Here is a 17,140-nt window from a genome sequence, read left to right on the forward strand (position 1 = left end):
ACGCTGTTGAGTTCTCAAGGAACGGTCGCTTCCTTTGTACTCACCCTCTCGGGCTTTCCTCCGGGCTTCCCTTCGGTGTTTCCGACTCTATCAGACCTTTTCTCGATCCGATTTCCTCGGCGCTTTCCAGGTTCCCGCTCTCGCGGTTTCCTTTTCGGCGGCTCCGACTTTATCAGAAGTTCTGAGCCGGATTTCCCACCCGCTCCGGGGCACCGTCGTCCAGCACGCGAGGTACTGGGGGGTTCCCGGTTGGGCGGAGCCGTAAACGTACTGGAGCGGGGCACCCCGATGCAAATCGAGGGGCCCCGCTCCAAGTTCACGCCGACGAGGTGTCAGACCTCCACCACGACCGGCAGGATCATCGGCCTGCGGCGATACGTGTCGGAGACCCACTTGCCGAGGGTGCGCCGGACGAGTTGCTGCAGCTGGTGGGGCTCCACCACGCCGTCCTGGGCCGAGCGCTCCAGAACCTCCGTGATCTTCGGGAGGACGTCGGCGAAGGCGGAGTCCTCGATGCCGGAACCCCGGGCCTGGACGTGCGGGCCACCCGTGATCTTGCCGGTGGAGGAGTCCACCACCACGAAGACCGAGATGATGCCCTCGTCGCCGAGGATCTTGCGGTCCTTCAGGGCCGGCTCGCCGACGTCGCCGACGGAGAGGCCGTCGACGTAGACGTAACCCGCCTGAACCTTGCCCGAGATCTTGGCCTTGCCCTCGATCAGGTCGACCGCCACGCCGTCCTCGGCGATGACGATCCGGTCGTGCGGGACACCCGTCATCGCGCCCAGCTCGGCGTTGGCGCGCAGATGCCGCCATTCGCCGTGGACCGGCATCAGGTTCCTCGGGCGGCAGATGTTGTAGAAGTACAGCAACTCGCCCGCGGAGGCGTGGCCGGAAACATGCACCTTGGCGTTGCCCTTGTGGACGACGTTGGCGCCCCAGCGGGTCAGGCCGTTGATCACCCGGTAGACCGCGTTCTCGTTTCCGGGGATGAGGGACGAGGCCAGGATGACCGTGTCGCCGTCGACGATGCGGATCTGGTGGTCGCGGTTGGCCATGCGGGACAGGGCCGCCATCGGCTCGCCCTGGGAGCCCGTGCAGACCAGGACCACCTCGTGGTCCGGCAGGTCGTCCAGCGTCTTGACGTCGACGACCAGGCCCGCGGGCACCTTCAGGTAGCCGAGGTCGCGGGCGATGCCCATGTTGCGGACCATGGAGCGGCCGACGAAGGCGACCCGGCGGCCGTACTCGTGCGCCGCGTCCAGGATCTGCTGGATGCGGTGGACGTGGCTGGCGAAGCTCGCCACGATGATCCGCTTGCGGGCGCCGGCGAAGACCTGGCGCAGGACGTTGGAGATGTCCCGCTCGTGCGGGGTGAAGCCCGGGACCTCGGCGTTCGTGGAGTCGGTGAGCAGGAGGTCGATGCCCTCCTCGCTCAGCCGTGCGAACGCGTGCAGGTCGGTGAGGCGGTTGTCCAGCGGGAGCTGGTCCATCTTGAAGTCGCCGGTGTGCACCGCCATGCCGGCGGGGGTGCGGATGGCGACGGCCAGGGCGTCCGGGATGGAGTGGTTGACCGCGATGAACTCGCAGTCGAAGGGGCCGATGCGCTCGCGGTTCCCCTCCGCCACCTCCAGGGTGTACGGGCGGATCCGGTGTTCCTGGAGCTTGGCCTCGATGAGGGCGAGGGTCAGCTTGGAGCCGATCAGCGGGATGTCCGGCTTCTCGCGGAGCAGGAAGGGGACACCACCGATGTGGTCCTCGTGGCCGTGCGTGAGGACGATGCCCTCGATGTCGTCGAGGCGGTCCCGGATGGACGAGAAGTCCGGCAGGATCAGGTCGATTCCGGGCTGCTCCTCCTCGGGGAAGAGCACTCCGCAGTCGACGATCAGAAGACGGCCGCCGTACTCGAAGACCGTCATGTTTCGGCCGATCTCACCGAGGCCGCCGAGCGGGGTGACTCGCAGGCCGCCCTCGGGGAGCGGCGGGGGCGGGCCGAGTTCAGGATGCGGATGACTCAAAAGACTCTCCTCACCATGCACGCCACGTACCGGTCGGGCACGTGGCGCGCATGACGTTCGTGCAGAAGCAGTTGTCGTTGTGGGGTGCGGGCACCGGTGGCCCGCTTATGCGGTTGTGGATTCAGTTGTGAAGCTCGGGTGGTGCCAAGTCTGTTGTCAGAGCTGTACCCCGCCGGCGGCAAGATCGATCTTGAGCTGGGCGACCTCCTCGGCCGAGCACTCGACCATGGGGGCGCGCAGGGGCCCGGCGGGAAGTCCCTGGAGGGCGAGCGCGGCCTTCGTGGTCATCACGCCCTGGGTGCGGAACATGCCCGTGTAGACCGGAAGCAGCTTCTGGTGGATCTCGGTGGCCTTGACCACGTCGCCCGAGGTGTACGCGTCGACGAGGGCGCGCAGGTCGGGGGTGACGAGGTGGCCGACGACCGAGACGAAGCCGACCGCGCCCACGGAGAGCAGGGGCAGGTTCAGCATGTCGTCGCCGGAGTACCAGGCGAGGCCGGACTGGGCGATGGCCCAGCTGGCGCGGCCGAGGTCTCCCTTGGCGTCCTTGTTGGCGACGATCCGGGGGTGCTCGGCGAGGCGGACGAGCGTCTCGGTGTTGATCGGGACGCCGCTGCGGCCGGGGATGTCGTAGAGCATGACCGGCAGCCCGGTGGCGTCCGCGACGGCCGTGAAGTGCCGGTACAGGCCCTCCTGCGGGGGCTTGTTGTAGTACGGCGTGACGACCAGCAGGCCGTGAGCGCCGACACGCTCGGCTTCGCGGGCCAGCTCGACGCTGTGGTGAGTGTCGTTGGTGCCGACGCCGGCGACGATGTGGGCGCGGTCGCCGACCGCCTCCAGTACGGCTCGTACGAGGTCCGATTTCTCCGCGTCGCTGGTGGTGGGGGACTCGCCGGTGGTGCCGTTGATGATCAGGCCGTCGTTGCCTGCGTCCACCAGGTGGGTGGCGAGCCGCTGCGCGCCGTCGAGGTCGAGTGCGCCGTCCGCCGTGAAGGGCGTGACCATGGCGGTGAGGACCCGCCCGAAGGGGGTCTGCGGAGTCGAGGTCGGAGCCATGGGTAACACGCTACTCGGTGCTCCATGCGTGGTCTGCCCTTGGGGTGCCTGGAAAGTCCGGACAAATGCGGAGCCCGGCACTGCCTGCTCGGGGGTTCAAGCAGTGCCGGGTCCGTTTGATCAGGCTAGATGAACTTCTCTAAATGCCGCAATACGGACACTTCGCGCGGCTGATCCGTACATCCGTTCCGCGTGGGGGAACAGGGCTTCGTTACGGGGCCACACGGCCGTTCGCATTGAAGGCAGCGTAGGTGAGCGGCATGAGCCTGGCCCACTCCGCCTCCATCTTCTCGCCGACCATCTCGATCTCCCGCTGCGGGAAGGACGGCACCTTCGCCAGCTCGTGCTGGGTGCGCAGGCCGAGGAAGTGCATCAGCGAGCGGGCGTTGCAGGTGGCGTACATCGAGGAGAAGAGGCCGACGGGGAGGACCGAGCGGGCGACCTCGCGGGCGACGCCGGCGTCGAGCATCTCCTGGTAGGCCGTGTAGGCCTGCAGGTACGTGTCCTCCATGACGCGGCCGACCAGCTCCTGCTGGGCCTGGGTGCCCTCGACGAAGACGTACTTGCCGGGGCGGCCCTCCTGGACCAGCTTGCGAGACTCGTCCGGGACGTAGAAGACCGGCTGCAGCTCCCGGTAGCGGCCCGACTCCTCGTTGTACGACCAGCCGACCCGGTGCCGCATGAACTCGCGGAACACGAAGATCGGGGCGCTGATGAAGAAGGTCATCGAGTTGTGCTCGAACGGGCTGCCGTGCCGGTCGCGCATCAGGTAGTTGATCAGGCCCTTGGAACGCTCCGGGTCCTTGTTCAGCTCGTCCAGGGACTGCTCCCCGACAGTCGACACACGGGCCGCGAAGAGAACGTCCGAGTCCGCTGCGCTGTGTTTGACCAGTTCGACGGTGACATCACTACGCAGATCGATCTTGAGTTCGTCGTCGGGGGTGGGGGTCACGATTCGGCGGGTCCTTCCCATCTCGTCTGTTGCGGACGCCACTCTACGGCCCGCCAAACGGGGCGTTCGTCGTCGTGCCTGAATGAAATCGGTGAAACCGGGCACCGATTGCGACGCTTGTTCGTCTGTGTGGGTGAGACTCATCCGTTTCATCCCGAAGGGAGCCGTACCCCATGTTCCGTCGGCGTGAGCCCGTGCCCTTCGCCTTTGTGGCCGACGCGGACAGGTTCCGCAGCAACGTCGCTCCCCCGCCCCGTCAGCGGGCGTCCACCGGCCGGATAGCCGGGAACTGGCTTCTGGGCCTCACCATCGTGGCCGGGCTCGTCGGCGCGGTGATCCTCGGCATGCCGGCCCTGTCGACGCCGTCCAGTACGCCGGCTCAGCAGTCCCAGGCCTCACAGGGGCGCTGACCCTTACGGCCGTCCAAGGGTGGTGAGCGGGAACCCGGCCGGATAGCCTCACCGGGCACAGCACCAGCAAGGATTGAGTGAGGACCAGCCGTGCCCCTGCCCTTCCTGACGGCCGACCGCACCTTCGAGGCGGCTTCCGAGAGCCCGCTGCCCTTCGACGACCGCGAGCGCTGGCGGCGCCCCTACCGGCCCGGCCCCGGACGCGTGGGCGGGGCGGCCCTGGGGCTGCTGCTGTCCTCGTTCGTGCTGTTCGCGGCGGTCCTGATCGCCCTGACCGGCTCGGTGTCCTCGGCCGGCGTGGTCCTCGGCCTGGCGCTGGCGGTCATCGTCTGCGCGCTGCGGATGCTGCGCATGGGCGTGTGGGTGAGCGCACGCGGACTGCGCCACGTCAGCTTCCTGATGACCCGTACGGTGCCCTGGCAGCGGGTGATCTCGGTGCGGACGGCCCAGCAGCCGGTGCGCTGGCTGGGGCTGCCCCGCACGGTGCAGGGGCAGGCCCTGACGCTCGTACGCAAGGACCGACCCACCGAGGACACGCCGCCCCTGCTGACCACGCACGGCCTGGACTTCCTGAACCGCCCTGCGGCCTTCGACCGGGCGGCGGACACGGTGGAGGCGTGGGCCGCGGAGTACGGGCTCCGCTGACCGGTACAGACAAGCCGGAGGGGCCGGTCCGCTGTGCTGCGGACCGGCCCCTTCGACGTGCAGGGTCTCTTCTTCGGCTTGCCGCCGCTGCGGCTCAGGCCTGGACGGGTCTGCCGTCGTGCAGAGCGATGGCGCGCTGCATCGCCTTGCGGGCGCGCGGGGTGTCCCGGGCGTCGTGGTAGGCGACGGCGAGCCGGAACCAGCTGCGCCAGTCGTCCGGAGCCGCCTCCGTCTCGGCCTTGCGCCTGGCGAACACCTCGTCGGCCGAGTCGCGGTCGATACGGCCGCCCGGGGTGCGCTTCAGCTCGTCGACGGGCAGACCGCCCTCGGCGTCGAGTTCGGCGGCGAGCTGGTTGGCCTTGCGGACGAACTGGGTGTTCTTCCACAGGAACCAGAGGCCGATGACCGGCAGGATGAGCACCGCGATCCCGAAGGTGACGGTGAGGATCGTGCCGGACTGGATGAGCATGACGCCGCGGCTGCCGACCAGCACGAAGTAGAAGAGCAGGACGGCGGCCGTGACGAGGTAGGTGATCTTCGCGCGCATGACGTCTTCGGGCTCAGCTCAGGTCCAGGAAGTTCTCCAGGCCGAAAGTCAGGCCCGGAGTCGACACCACACGGCGGGCGCCGAGCAGGATGCCCGGCATGAAGCTGCTGTGGTGCAGGGAGTCGTGGCGGATGGTGAGGGTCTCGCCCTCGCCGCCCAACAGCACCTCCTGGTGGGCCAGGAGGCCGCGCAGCCGCACGGCGTGCACCGGGACGCCGTCGACGTCGGCACCCCGGGCGCCGTCCAGGGCCGTCACCGTGGCGTCCGGCGCCGGGGCGGTGCCGGCGGCGCGGCGGGCCTCGGCGATGAGCTGGGCGGTGCGCGTGGCGGTCCCCGAGGGGGCGTCCACCTTGTTCGGGTGGTGCAGCTCGACGACCTCGACCGACTCGAAGTACGGCGCGGCGATCTGCGCGAACTTCATGGTCAGGACGGCCCCGATGGAGAAGTTCGGCGCGATGAGCACGCCGGTCTCCGGGGACTGGGCGAGCCAGCTCTTCAGCTGCGCGAGGCGCTCGTCGGTCCAGCCCGTCGTACCGACGACCGCATGGATGCCGTGGCGCACGCAGAAGTCGAGGTTGCCCATGACGGAGGCGGGGGTGGTCAGCTCGACGGCGACCTGGGCGCCGGTCTCCGCCAGCGTCTCCAGCTTGTCGCCCCGGCCGAGAGCGGCGACCAGCTCCATGTCCTCGGCGGCCTCGACCGCCCGTACCGCCTCGGACCCGATCCGGCCCTTGGCACCGAGGATCGCCACGCGCAGCTTGCTCATGTTTCCTGCTTCCTAACCGGTGGTGTTTCAGGCGACGGCGTCGTGCAGACGGGAGGCCTGCTTGTCCTTCAGCGGGCCGATGACCGACAGCGACGGGCGCTGTCCCAGGATGTCGCGGGCGACCGAGCGGATCTCGTCCGGGGTGACCGCGGCTATCCGGGCCAGCATGTCGTCGACCGACATCTGCTCGCCCCAGCACAGCTCGCTCTTGCCGATACGGTTCATCAGCGCGCCGGTGTCCTCCAGGCCCAGGACGGTGGAGCCCTGGAGCTGGCCTATGGCGCGGCTGATCTCGTCGTCGGAGAGGCCGCCCGCGGCCACGTGGTCGAGTTCGTCGCGGCAGATCTTCAGCACGTCGTGCACCTGGCTCGGGCGGCAGCCCGCGTACACGCCGAACAGGCCGCAGTCGGCAAAACCGGAGGTGTACGAGTACACGCTGTAGGCGAGACCGCGCTTCTCCCGGACCTCCTGGAAGAGGCGGGAGGACATGCCGCCGCCCAGGGCGGTGTTGAGCACTCCCATGGCCCAGCGGCGGTCGTCCGTGCGGGCCAGGCCGGGCATGCCGAGGACGACGTGCGCCTGCTCGGTCTTGCGGGCGAGCAGCTCGACCTTGCCGGCCGTGCGGATCGTACGGCGGCCGTCGCGCGGGGCGATGGGCTGCGCGTCCAGGTTCTTGAAGGCGCCCCCCTTCTCGAAGGCCGCGCGGACCTGTCGTACGACCTTGTTGTGGTCGATGTTGCCGGCGCAGGCGACCACGAGGTGGGTCGGGTCGTAGTGCTTCTTGTAGAAGCGGCGGATGCGGTCGGCGCTGAGGGCGTTGACCGTGTCGACCGTGCCGAGGACGGGGCGACCGAGGGCGTTGTCGCCGAACATCGTGTGCGCGAACAGGTCGTGCACACAGTCGCCCGGGTCGTCCTCGGTCATCGCGATCTCTTCGAGGATCGCGCCACGCTCGACGTTGACGTCCTCTTCGAGGATGAGCGAGCCGGTCAGCATGTCGCAGACGACGTCGATGGCGAGCGGGAGGTCGGTGTCGAGCACGCGCGCGTAGTAGCACGTGTACTCCTTGGCCGTGAACGCGTTCATCTCGCCGCCGACCGCGTCGACGGCGGAGGAGATGTCCAGCGCCGACCTGCGGCCGGTGCCCTTGAAGAGCAGGTGCTCCAAGTAGTGCGTGGCGCCGTTCAGGGACGGCGTCTCGTCACGGGAGCCGACATGCGCCCAGATGCCGAAGGTCGCGGAGCGGACCGAGGGCAGGGTCTCGGTGACGATGCGCAGGCCACCCGGGAGGGTGGTCTTGCGGACCGTGCCGATGCCGTTGGTGCCCTTGATCAGGGTTTGGGTACGGGCGACGGCCCGCGCCTCCGAAGAGGTGCGGGCCGTCGCCTTGGAGCTACGGGACGTCACTGCTCGGCGTCGTCCTTCTTCGTCTCGTCGCCTTCTTCGCCCTCGATCACCGGAACGAGGGACAGCTTGCCGCGGGAGTCGATCTCGGCGATCTCGACCTGGACCTTCTGGCCCACACCGAGAACGTCCTCGACGTTCTCCACGCGCTTGCCGCCGGCGAGCTTGCGGATCTGCGAGATGTGCAGCAGACCGTCCTTGCCGGGCAGCAGGGAGACGAACGCACCGAAGGTGGTCGTCTTCACGACCGTACCGAGGTAGCGCTCGCCGACCTCGGGCATCGTCGGGTTGGCGATGCCGTTGATCGTGGCGCGGGCGGCCTCGGCGGACGGGCCGTCGGCGGCACCGATGTAGATCGTGCCGTCGTCCTCGATGGTGATCTCGGCGCCCGTGTCCTCCTGGATCTGGTTGATCATCTTGCCCTTGGGGCCGATGACCTCACCGATCTTGTCGACCGGGATCTTGACGGTGATGATCCGCGGAGCGTGCGGGGACATCTCGTCGGGCCGGTCGATGGCCTCCATCATCACGTCGAGGATGTGGAGCCGGGCGTCGCGGGCCTGCTTGAGGGCCGCGGCCAGGACGGAGGCCGGGATGCCGTCCAGCTTGGTGTCGAGCTGGAGGGCGGTCACGAACTCCTTGGTGCCGGCGACCTTGAAGTCCATGTCACCGAAGGCGTCCTCCGCACCGAGGATGTCGGTGAGGGTGACGTAGTGCGTCTCGCCCTCGATCTCCTGGGAGATCAGGCCCATGGCGATACCGGCGACGGGGGCCTTCAGCGGCACACCGGCGTTCAGCAGCGACATGGTGGAGGCGCAGACCGAGCCCATGGACGTCGAGCCGTTGGAGCTCAGCGCCTCGGAGACCTGGCGGATCGCGTAGGGGAACTCCTCGCGCGTCGGCAGGACCGGCACGAGGGCGCGCTCGGCGAGGGCGCCGTGGCCGATCTCGCGGCGCTTCGGGGAGCCGACGCGGCCGGTCTCGCCGGTGGAGTACGGCGGGAAGTTGTAGTTGTGCATGTAGCGCTTGCGGGTCACCGGGGAGAGGGTGTCCAGCTGCTGCTCCATGCGGAGCATGTTGAGGGTGGTGACGCCCAGGATCTGGGTCTCGCCACGCTCGAACACCGCGGAACCGTGCACCCGCGGGATGGCCTCGACCTCGGCGGCCAGGGTGCGGATGTCGGTGACACCGCGGCCGTCGATGCGCTTCTTCTCCTTGATCACGCGCTCGCGGACCAGCTGCTTGGTGAGCGAGCGGTACGCGGCGGAGATCTCCTTCTCGCGGCCCTCGAACTCCGGCAGGAGCTTCTCGGCGGCGAGCGCCTTGACGCGGTCCAGCTCGGACTCGCGCTCCTGCTTGCCCGCGATGGTCAGCGCGGAGGCGAGCTCCGGGCGGACGGCGGCGGAGAGCGCCTCCAGGACGTCGTCCTGGTAGTCGAGGAAGATCGGGAACTCGCCGGTCGGCTTGGCGGCCTTGGAGGCGAGGTCGGCCTGGGCCTTGCAGAGCACCTTGATGAAGGGCTTCGCGGCTTCCAGGCCGGCGGCGACGACCTCCTCGGTCGGGGCCTCGGAGCCGCCCTCGACCAGCTTGATCGTCTTGTCGGTGGCCTCGGCCTCGACCATCATGATCGCGACGTCGCCGTCCTCCAGGACGCGGCCGGCGACCACCATGTCGAAGACGGCGTCCTCGAGCTCGGTGTGCGTCGGGAAAGCGACCCACTGGCCACGGATCAGCGCGACGCGGACGCCGCCGATCGGGCCGGAGAAGGGCAGACCGGCCAGCTGCGTGGACGCGGACGCGGCGTTGATCGCCACGACGTCGTACAGGTGGTCGGGGTTGAGGGCCATGATCGTCGCGACGACCTGGATCTCGTTGCGCAGGCCCTTCTTGAAGGACGGGCGCAGCGGGCGGTCGATCAGACGGCAGGTGAGGATCGCGTCCTCGGAGGGACGGCCCTCACGGCGGAAGAAGCTGCCGGGGATCTTGCCGGCGGCGTACATCCGTTCCTCGACGTCCACCGTCAGCGGGAAGAAGTCGAGCTGGTCCTTGGGGTTCTTGGAGGCGGTGGTGGCCGACAGCACCATGGTGTCGTCGTCCAGGTACGCCACGGCGGAACCGGCGGCCTGCTTGGCCAGACGGCCCGTCTCGAAGCGGATCGTACGGGTGCCGAAGGCGCCATTGTCGATGACGGCCTCGGCGTAGTGGGTCTCGTTCTCCACTAGCGTTTTCTCCTCGTCTTCGTCCCTGGGCTGCCCGTGTGGCAGGGGGACGGTTACGGAGAAGCGCGCCGTGCTGTGCGGGCCGGTCTTCGATCGAAGCACCCGGGGCTCGCTTCCCCCCGGGGGCCACTACCGAGGACCGGCGGCGGCTAAGGAGCGCTTCTCCTCGTTCTTGTGTCGTGCGTACTGCGTTGTGCTACCACACTACAAAGCGTGAGTGACACTCCGCATGTTTCCGCACGTACGACGGGGGCTTGCCTGCATACGACAGGACTTCCCCGTATACGGCAAAGGGAGCGGTTCCCGAGTCTTTCCGGGAACCGCTCCCCTCACGGCGTCTTACTTGGCGCCCGCAGCACCGCGGCGGATGCCCAGGCGGTCGACCAGCGTACGGAAGCGCTGGATGTCCTTCTTCGCCAGGTACTGCAGCAGGCGACGGCGCTGACCGACCAGGATCAGCAGACCACGGCGGGAGTGGTGGTCGTGCTTGTGGGTCTTGAGGTGCTCCGTCAGGTCGGAGATCCGACGCGAGAGCATGGCGACCTGGACCTCGGGGGAGCCGGTGTCGCCCTCCTTGGTACCGAACTCGCTGATGATCTGCTTCTTCGTAGCGGCGTCGAGCGACACGCGTACTCCTCATAGTCCGTGAGTGCCCACCGAGCGCCCCCGGTCTGCGTCTCGGGGGAGCTTCCATGACTCGGAAGGCGGGGATCCGTTGGGCGCGGCCTCCAGAGCCTTCTGAGAGGGCTCCGGGGGTGCGTACACAAACGGCCGTCACACAGCGTACCAGCCGGTGGCGGGAACCCTCTCCCGCCTTTCGGAACGCCCCGGGCCGGCGGGAGGCGGCCACTAGGGTGAGCGTGCTGATCGTACGTACGTCGGGAAGGGGTCGCTTCGGGATGGCGGAGACGCAAGCGGAGATCAAGGCGCGCAAGGAGCGGGAGCGCGACGAGCTGTACGCGCTCGACATCTCGGACGTCGAGTGGCACTGCGCCCCGGGTACGGAGGAGCACGAGGAGCGGGTCGAGATCGCGTACCTCCCGGAAGGGGCGGTGGCGATGCGGTCCTCCCTCGACCACGGCACCGTGCTGCGGTACACGGAGGCGGAGTGGCGGGCGTTCGTCCTGGGTGCCCGGGACGGGGAGTTCGATCTGAAGCCGATGCCGCACGACGGCGGGCCCGCGGCGGAGTGAGCGGAAACACGAAAAAGGGCGGCACGCGCGCGTGCCGCCCTTTTTCCGCTTTCTGCCTCTGGTGAGCCGGCGAGGACCTAGCTGGTCATCGCCCGCGCCCGCTCGTACACGTCGAACACGGCCAGCGCCAGCGGGATCAGCGTGAGCAGGACGAAGCTCTCGGCGATCTCCAGGAAGCGGCCCCAGAAGGGGGTGACACCGCGCCGCGGCGTGATCAGACCGATCGCGGTGACCAGGGCGGTGGCCGCGCCGACCGCCGCGGCGAGCCAGACGCTGCGGATGTCGAGGGCGGCGTGGTCGCCCTGGAAGGCGTCGATCAAGTAGTTCCGGGGCGGGTTCAGGGCGAGCCCGAGGCCGAGGAAGACGATCGCGGCGAGGCCCGCGGCCAGGGTGGCGCCGACCTGCGCGGTGTAGCGGAACAGATGCGCCCGCATCAGCATCGCCACGCCGGTCGCGAGGGCCAGGAGCTGGGCCCAGATGTTGCTGGAGAAGCCGAGGACGATCGACGCGCCCACCGCGACGAGGGCACAGCCGCCGACGAAGCCGACGAGGAGTTCGTGGCCGCGCCGGGCCTGGGCGGCCACCCGCTCGAGGTCCACGGGCTCCTGCGCGGCGGGCTCGCCGCTGTCGTAGCCGCCGCGGGAGGGGTTGGGCGGCTCGAAGCCGATGGGCAGCCGTGCGAAGCGCATGGACAGGCCCGGCAGGAAGGCCAGCGCCACGACGGACAGCGGGGCGCAGACGGCGGCCGTCTCGATGGGCTTCAGCTCGGTGAGGATCGCGATGAAGCTGGTGATCAGACCGATGGCGGAGGCGAAGACGAACGCAACGAAGGGTCCGTCGCCGCCCGGCGACACCAGGGTGAGCACCACGGAGGCGACCAGGACCGCCGTGCAGGCGAGCAGGAACTGGAGTCGTCCGATGCCCTGGCCGGCGGAGAGGGACAGCAGCCCCGAACCGGCCACGGCCACGTTCGGCAGAGCGCCGAGTCCCAGCGCGACCGCGGAGCCCCGGTCGCCGTACACACGCGCGCGTACGCAGGCGATGGTGACCAGCAGGACGCCGGTGACGCCCGCGATGATCCCCTGCAGGCTGTACATGTCGTGGTGGATCTGGGAGCTCCAGGCCACGAACGCGAGCAGCGCGGGCAGGATGCCGCCCGCGACGAGGCCGGCGGCACGGGTGAGGTCGCCGCTCCACAGGGTGCGGTCGCGGGTGACGGCGGAGGCCACCGCCTCGGAGACGTCGTCGAGGACGGCGGGCGGCAGCGACTCGGCGAACGGACGCAGGGTGAGCAGTTCGCCGTCGAGGATGCGCTGTGCCGTGAAGGACCGCGCGCCGTCGAGGACGGTGCCGTCACGCCGTACGAGGTGGTAGCCGACCGGCGCGCCCTCGGAGGGCCCCTGCTGGGACAGGCGCAGGATCTCCGGGTACAGGTCGGCGACCGGTACGTCGTCGGGCAGCGCCACGTCTATGCGACTGTCGGGCGCCACGATGGTGACCCGGCAGAAGCCGAATCCCATGCCTGCCCCGGAAGGGGCTCCGGTGCCCGGTCCACCGGTCGCGCCGGCAGGCGCGGAGGCCGTCATGCTCACCTGCTGTTCCCCCTCGTCGGTGGTGGGGCGGCCTGTGGTGCCGCCGCGCACTCTTCCGCCCGTAAAGATCCTGTGTAGGTTGTGCCGCGCCCTCCGCACCGCCGGCCAACCGAGCGGTCGTATCCGGGGGTTGCGAGGTGGCGCTTGCTTCGAACCGTTGCGGATTGCCCGGGTTTTCCCGGCACGATTCGCAACTGCTCACGCGTCTCACCGGCACCCTACCGCCCGCCGTTGTCCGTGGTTGTCAGTAGGATCGCGCTTCGCGGTCGACGTCCGCCTGACACGGGGCGGCGGACGAAACATCTCGGTCCGGCAAGGGAATTGGTGCGTAGTGAGCCACATCGTCGTCAAGCGCCCACCGCGGGCACTGCCGAAGGAAGTGCCCACGGACGAGGTCGTACTGCAAGCGCCGCCGGAGCTTCCGCGCGGTCAGCAGGAAGGCGCTCTGATGCAGCTCCTGCCCATGCTCGGCATGGGTGGGTCCGTGGTGTTCTTCTTCAACCCCCAGGCCCAGCCCTTCATGAAGATCATGGGCATGGTGATGGTGGCCTCGACGATCGGCATGGGCATCTCGATGCTGATCCGCTACCGCCGCGGCAGCCAGGGGCAGATGGCCGACATGCGCCGTGACTACCTCCGCTACCTGTCGCAGACCCGGCGCGCAGCCCTGGGGACCGCGAAGTCGCAGCGCGACGCCCAGTACTACCTGCACCCTTCACCGGAGCAACTGTGGGCGCTGGTCGCCGAGGGCAGCCGGGTGTGGGAACGGCGCACCGGTGACGAGGACTTCGGGCAGGTACGGGTGGGCCTCGGCCCGCAGGCCCTGGCCACTCCCCTGATCCCGCCTCAGACCGCCCCGGTCGACGAGCTGGAGCCGCTGACCGCGGGCGCCATGCAGCGCTTCCTGGCCACGCACAGCGCCCTCGACGACCTGCCGATGGCGGTGTCGCTGCGCGCCTTCTACCACGTGACGATCAGCGGTGAGCCGGGCACCGTGCGCGGCACCGCCCGCGCCGTCACCGCCTCCCTCGCCTCGCTGCACTCCCCCGAGGACCTGGTCATCGCCGTCGTCACCGGACGCGCGTCGGCGCCCGAGTGGGAGTGGGCCAAGTGGCTGCCGCACGTGCAGGCCCCGGGCGTCGCCGACGGCGCCGGCAGCGTGCGCCTGATCACCACCGACCCGGTGGAGCTGGAGGACCGGCTCGCCTCCCGCCTGGAGGGCCGCCCGCGCTTCCACCCCGGCGGACCGCCGGTTCCCGAGCAGCCGCACCTGGTGGTCGTGCTCGACGGCATCTCCCTGCCGCCGACCTCGTTGCTGGCCAGTCCCGAAGGCATGCAGGGTGTGACGGTCCTGGAGGTGGTGCCCGGCGACCTCACCATCGGCCGCGGCGACCTCTCCGTCATCGTGCAGCCCCACGAACTGCGCCTGGAGTCGGCGCACGGCATGGTCTACGACGGGACGCCGGACGTCCTGTCGTACGAGGCCGCGGAGGCGCTCTCCCGCCAACTGGCCCCGCTGCGCATGGCGTCGGGCGGCGACGACGACGAACCGCTGCTCGCCAACCTGGATTTCACGGACCTGCTGAACCTGGGCGACGCGGCCTCGGTCGACACGAAGCGGACCTGGCGGCCGCGCTCGCAGTCGGAGCGGCTGCGCGTGCCGATCGGTCTCGGCGAGGACGGCCGGCCCGTGATGCTGGACCTCAAGGAGGCCGCCCAGGAGGGCATGGGCCCGCACGGCCTGTGCGTCGGTGCGACCGGTTCCGGCAAGTCAGAGCTGCTGCGCACGCTCGTTCTCGGCCTCGCCGTCACCCACTCCTCCGAGACGCTGAACTTCGTCCTCGCCGACTTCAAGGGTGGTGCCACCTTCGCGGGCATGGCCCAGATGCCGCACGTGGCGGCCGTGATCACCAACCTCGCGGACGACCTGACCCTCGTCGACCGCATGGGCGACTCCATCCGCGGTGAGCTCAACCGCCGCCAGGAGATGCTCCGCGACGCGGGCAACTACGCGAACATCCACGACTACGAGAAGGCCCGCGCGGCCGGCGCGCCGCTGCAGCCGATCCCGTCCCTGGTCCTGGTGATCGACGAGTTCAGCGAACTGCTGACCGCGAAGCCGGACTTCATCGAGATGTTCGTGCAGATCGGCCGTATCGGCCGTTCGCTGGGCGTGCACCTGCTGCTCGCCTCCCAGCGTCTGGAGGAGGGCCGACTGCGCGGTCTGGAGACCTACCTCTCCTACCGCATCGGTCTGCGGACGTTCTCGGCGGCCGAGTCGCGCGCCGCGCTCGGCGTCCCGGACGCCTACGAGCTGCCGAACGTCCCGGGTTCGGGTTTCCTGAAGTTCGGTACGGACGAGATGGTGCGCTTCAAGGCGGCCTACGTCTCCGGCGTGTACCGCACCAGCTCGCAGCAGGCCGCCGCGCTCGGCGGCCCGCTGCCCGTCGACCGCAGGCCGGTCCTCTTCACTGCGGCCGAGGTCCCGGTGCAGTACGTGCCGGTACCGAAGCAGCGCCAGGAGGCGACCGACCAGCAGAAGGACGACGCGCTCGCCGACACCGTCCTCGACGTGATCGTGCGGCGTCTGGAGGCGCAGGGTCCGGCCGCCCACCAGGTGTGGCTGCCCCCGTTGGACAGCCCGCCGTCGCTCGACGCGCTGCTGCCCGGGCTCGCCCCGGTGCCCGGCCGTGGCATGACCCAGCCCGGCTACGAGGGCGCGGGCCGGCTCGTCGTCCCCGTCGGCCTCATCGACAAGCCCTACGAGCAGCGCCGCGACCCGCTGTGGCTCGACTTCGGCGGAGCGGCCGGCCACATGCAGATCGTCGGCGGCCCGCAGTCCGGCAAGTCGACGCTGCTTCGCTCGATCATCGCGTCGTTCGCCCTCACCCACACCCCGCGGGAAGTGCAGTTCTACGGCCTGGACTTCGGCGGTGGCGGTATGGCCGCGGTGGCCGGCCTGCCGCACATGGGCGGTTTCGCCTCGCGTCTGGACCCCGAGAAGGTCAGGCGTACGGCAGCCGAGGTGTACGGCGTCATGACCCGCCGCGAGGAGTACTTCCGTTCCGCGGGCATCTCCTCCATCGCGGAGTTCCGCTCCCGCCGCGCGCGCGGCGAGATCTCGGTGACCGACCAGCCCTGGGGTGACGTCTTCCTGGTCATCGACGGCTGGGGCAACTTCCGTTCGGACTACGAGGCCCTGGAGCCGTTGGTCCTGGACATCGCCGCGCGCGGTCTGGGCTACGGCATCCACCTCATCCTCACCGCCTCGCGCACGATGGAGGTCCGCGCGAACCTCAAGGACCACCTGATGAACCGCCTGGAGCTGCGGTTGGGCGACCCGATGGACTCCGAGATCGACCGCAAGGTCGCGGCGAACGTCCCCACCGGTGTGCCGGGTCGTGGTCAGACCCCGCAGAAGCAGCACTTCATGGCGGCGGTCCCGCGCATCGACGGCCTCTCCTCCGACACCGACCTCGCGGAGGCGTCGACCGCCCTCGCGGCCGAGGTCAGCCGTCACTGGCAGGAGCCCGGCGCGCCGGAGGTACGCCTGCTGCCCCGCGAGTTCGCCGCGGCCCAGCTTCCTCCGGGCGACCGATTCCCGAACCGCGGCATCTCCTTCGCCCTGGACGAGGACAACCTCGAGCCGGTGTTCGTGGACTTCGAACAGGACCCGTTCTTCCTGGTGTTCGGCGAGAGCGAGTCGGGGAAGTCGAACCTGCTGAAGCTGCTGATCAAGCGCCTCACCGAGCGCTACGACGGCAACTCCTGCAAGCTGTTCGTCGTCGACAACCGCCGCTCACTGCTCGGGGTGACCCCACCGTCCCACCTGGCGGAGTACATCCCCATGTCCAACCAGATGCAGCACCACATGGACGCACTGGCCGACCTGATGCAGCGCCGCACACCGACGGCCGACGTCACCCCGGAGCAGCTGCGCGAGCGCAGCTGGTGGCGGGGCCCCACGGTCTACGTCATCATCGACGACTACGACCTCGTGTCCACGTCCAGCGGCAACCCGCTGGCGGGCCTGACGGAACTGCTGCCGTTCGCCCGCGATGTCGGCGTCCGTTTCATCATCGCCCGCTCCACGGCGGGCGCGTCCCGCGCCGGCTACGAGTCCTTCATGCAGCGCATCAAGGAACTCGGCGCGCAGGGCGTGGTCCTCGCGGGCGACCCGGCGGAGGGCGACCTGCTCGGCGGGGTTCGGCCGCGGCCGATGCCTGCGGGGCGGGGGGTGTTCGTGTCTCGGAAGAGGGGGAAGCCGATGGTGCAGGTGGGGTTGGTGGAGTCCTAGGAGACTTCGCCTTCGGAGTCGTTCTCCGACAGGAACGGCTC

General features: G+C 69.5%; 13 protein-coding genes. 4 read left to right on the forward strand and 9 right to left on the reverse strand.

Annotated features, from left to right (window positions below; genetic code table 11):
* Positions 1 to 332 precede the first annotated feature (332 nt).
* The 3 genes from ACIF83_RS40490 to thyX all read right to left on the reverse strand — a co-directional run bounded on the left by ACIF83_RS40490 (position 333) and on the right by thyX (position 4,026).
* The gene (locus ACIF83_RS40490; protein WP_393483675.1) at positions 333 to 2,018 is read right to left on the reverse strand and encodes a ribonuclease J; all 1,686 of its coding nucleotides are present in this window, start codon (positions 2,016 to 2,018) and stop codon (positions 333 to 335) included.
* Positions 2,019 to 2,174: 156 nt separating this feature from the next.
* A complete protein-coding gene (gene dapA, locus ACIF83_RS40495; RefSeq protein WP_393483672.1) occupies positions 2,175 to 3,074 on the reverse strand; it encodes a 4-hydroxy-tetrahydrodipicolinate synthase in 900 nt (299 codons plus the stop codon).
* 211 nt (positions 3,075 to 3,285) lie between these two features.
* Positions 3,286 to 4,026 carry an FAD-dependent thymidylate synthase gene (thyX, locus tag ACIF83_RS40500; protein WP_393483670.1) on the reverse strand — a complete coding sequence of 247 codons (741 nt, stop codon included), beginning with the start codon at positions 4,024 to 4,026 and terminating at the stop codon, positions 3,286 to 3,288.
* 173 nt (positions 4,027 to 4,199) lie between these two features.
* Here thyX and ACIF83_RS40505 point away from each other — a divergent pair, with 173 nt between their 5' ends.
* Both ACIF83_RS40505 and ACIF83_RS40510 read left to right on the forward strand, forming a co-directional pair.
* Entirely contained in the window at positions 4,200 to 4,436 is a 237-nt protein-coding gene (locus tag ACIF83_RS40505; RefSeq protein ID WP_393483667.1) for a hypothetical protein, read from the forward strand.
* A 90-nt stretch (positions 4,437 to 4,526) separates the two neighbouring features.
* Positions 4,527 to 5,081 (forward strand): hypothetical protein, encoded by a 555-nt coding sequence (locus ACIF83_RS40510; RefSeq protein ID WP_393483665.1) that lies wholly within the window; start codon positions 4,527 to 4,529, stop codon positions 5,079 to 5,081.
* A gap of 94 nt (positions 5,082 to 5,175) precedes the next feature.
* Here the strand turns inward: ACIF83_RS40510 and ACIF83_RS40515 are convergent, their stop codons facing one another.
* From ACIF83_RS40515 to rpsO, 5 genes are all read right to left on the reverse strand, one after another.
* Positions 5,176 to 5,628 carry a hypothetical protein gene (locus tag ACIF83_RS40515; RefSeq protein ID WP_393483662.1) on the reverse strand — a complete coding sequence of 151 codons (453 nt, stop codon included), beginning with the start codon at positions 5,626 to 5,628 and terminating at the stop codon, positions 5,176 to 5,178.
* A gap of 13 nt (positions 5,629 to 5,641) precedes the next feature.
* Positions 5,642 to 6,394 carry a 4-hydroxy-tetrahydrodipicolinate reductase gene (dapB, locus tag ACIF83_RS40520; RefSeq protein ID WP_393483659.1) on the reverse strand — a complete coding sequence of 251 codons (753 nt, stop codon included), beginning with the start codon at positions 6,392 to 6,394 and terminating at the stop codon, positions 5,642 to 5,644.
* Positions 6,395 to 6,421: 27 nt separating this feature from the next.
* Positions 6,422 to 7,801: a M16 family metallopeptidase gene (locus ACIF83_RS40525; RefSeq protein WP_393483656.1), complete on the reverse strand. Its 1,380-nt coding sequence runs from the start codon at positions 7,799 to 7,801 to the stop codon at positions 6,422 to 6,424.
* Positions 7,798 to 10,017, reverse strand: a complete 2,220-nt coding sequence (locus ACIF83_RS40530) for a polyribonucleotide nucleotidyltransferase (protein ID WP_393483653.1) — start codon at positions 10,015 to 10,017, stop codon at positions 7,798 to 7,800. The genes ACIF83_RS40525 and ACIF83_RS40530 overlap by 4 nt, the downstream gene beginning before the upstream one ends.
* A 339-nt stretch (positions 10,018 to 10,356) precedes the next feature.
* Entirely contained in the window at positions 10,357 to 10,644 is a 288-nt protein-coding gene (gene rpsO, locus ACIF83_RS40535) for a 30S ribosomal protein S15 (RefSeq protein ID WP_033529274.1), read from the reverse strand.
* Between the two features lie 272 nt (positions 10,645 to 10,916).
* Between rpsO and ACIF83_RS40540 the strand changes: the two genes are divergently transcribed.
* On the forward strand, positions 10,917 to 11,210 hold the full coding sequence (locus ACIF83_RS40540; RefSeq protein WP_393483650.1) for a DUF397 domain-containing protein: 294 nt from the start codon (positions 10,917 to 10,919) through the stop codon (positions 11,208 to 11,210).
* 77 nt (positions 11,211 to 11,287) lie between these two features.
* Here the strand turns inward: ACIF83_RS40540 and eccD are convergent, their stop codons facing one another.
* Positions 11,288 to 12,796 carry a type VII secretion integral membrane protein EccD gene (eccD, locus tag ACIF83_RS40545; protein WP_399735105.1) on the reverse strand — a complete coding sequence of 503 codons (1,509 nt, stop codon included), beginning with the start codon at positions 12,794 to 12,796 and terminating at the stop codon, positions 11,288 to 11,290.
* A gap of 337 nt (positions 12,797 to 13,133) precedes the next feature.
* Between eccD and eccCa the strand changes: the two genes are divergently transcribed.
* Positions 13,134 to 17,099, forward strand: coding sequence for a type VII secretion protein EccCa (eccCa, locus tag ACIF83_RS40550; RefSeq protein WP_399734962.1), 3,966 nt, complete (start codon positions 13,134 to 13,136; stop codon positions 17,097 to 17,099).
* Positions 17,100 to 17,140 lie beyond the last annotated feature (41 nt).

It is taken from the genome of Streptomyces sp. NPDC085866, from assembly GCF_044541035.1.
GTDB lineage: Bacteria > Actinomycetota > Actinomycetes > Streptomycetales > Streptomycetaceae > Streptomyces.